Below are 1,495 nucleotides of genomic sequence, written 5' to 3'. Positions count from 1 at the left end.
CGGGCCGAGTGCCCGGCCTGTGGAACCACCTCGACGCGGGTGCACAGCCGGTACGTGCGCCGTCTCGACGACACCGCGGCGGGCCAGCGCCGTGTGGTCATCGAGTTACAGGTCCGACGGTTCCGGTGCCGCCAACAGGCCTGCCCTCAGGCAACGTTCGCCGAGCAGGTGCCAGGCTTGACCTTCCGTCATGGGCGGCGGAGCCAGGGCCTGCAGACTGCTCTGCAGCAGGTGGCCCTCATGCTCGCGGGCCGTGCCGGCGCCCGGTTGGCGGACGCGCTCGCCGCTCCGGTGAGCCGTTCCACGCTGCTGCGGCTGATACGAGGGTTACACGAGAGCGCGCCGACGACGCCCCGCGTGCTCGGCGTGGACGAGTTCGCACTGCGCAAAGGACACGTCTACGCGACGATCCTGGTTGACATCGAGACGCGTCGCCCCGTCGATCTGCTGCCCGACCGCACCGTCGAGACCGTCGCCCGCTGGCTGACCGAGCACCCGGGCGTCCAGGTGATCTGCCGCGACCGCTCCGCCTCCTACGCCGAAGCCGGACGACTCGGCGCCCCCGACGCGATCCACGTGGCAGACAGGTGGCACATCTGGAAGAACCTCGCCGAAGCCGTCGAGAAGACCGTCGTCCACCACCGGGCACTGCTGCACGAACCACCCGCGACAACCGCCGATCACCCGGCACCGCCGACAGACGGCTCACTGCCCGCGCTGACCGAAGCCAGCCCCCGCCGCACCGGACGACTGTCCGACCGCATCCGCGAACAGCACGTGGCCGTCCATGCGCTCCTGGAAACCGGAATCGCACTGCGTGAGATCGCGCGCCGCCTGGGCCTGGCCCGCAACACCGTCCGCCGTCTGGCCCACGCCGCGGACCCCGACGAGCTGCTGGTCGGCAAGTGGACGGGCCGCGCCAGCATCCTCGACCCCTACAAGCCCTACATCCATCAACGGTGGGCCCAGGGCTGCACCGTCGCCCGCCGCCTGTTCGAAGAACTCCAAGAACGCGGCTACCCCGGCGGCGAACAAGTCGTCAAAGCCTACGTGCGCAAGCTGCGGGAAGCCTTCCCACAGTCCGATCCGCCCCGCAGGAAGCCTTCGACCAGGGACGTGACCAGCTGGATCACGCGCCACCCCGACAGCCTCGACGAGGACCAGACCCAGAGACTCAAGGAAGTCCTGGCACGGTGCCCAGCTCTGGACCGCACCGCCCAGCACGTCAGAGCGTTCGCCGAGTTGATGAACAACCGCCACGGACACCAGCTCAAGGAATGGATCGCACAAGTACAGGCCGACTCGATCCCGGCCCTGCACACCTTCACGGCCGGCCTGGGCCAAGACCTCGACGCCGTCATCGCCGGCTTGAGCCTGCGCTACAGCTCCGGCGCCGTCGAGGGCCACAACAACAAGATCAAGATGCTGAAGCGCCAGATGTTCGGCCGCGCCAACTTCGACCTCCTGCGCAAACGCGTCCTCCACGCCGCATGAC

At 69.0% G+C, this 1,495-nt stretch carries 1 protein-coding gene; it reads left to right on the top strand.

Going from position 1 to position 1,495, the window contains the following annotated elements:
• The coding region (locus AB0M76_RS43445; protein WP_365958292.1) for an ISL3 family transposase at positions 1-1,494 on the top strand (1,494 nt) is incomplete at its 5' end.
• Position 1,495 lies beyond the last annotated feature (1 nt).

The sequence above is a fragment of the Streptomyces sp. NPDC051364 genome (genome assembly GCF_040682115.1).
Classification (GTDB): Bacteria; Actinomycetota; Actinomycetes; order Streptomycetales; family Streptomycetaceae; genus Streptomyces.
The sequence above is the reverse complement of the archived record's forward strand: the minus strand, read 5'-3'. Positions and strand labels throughout refer to the sequence as shown.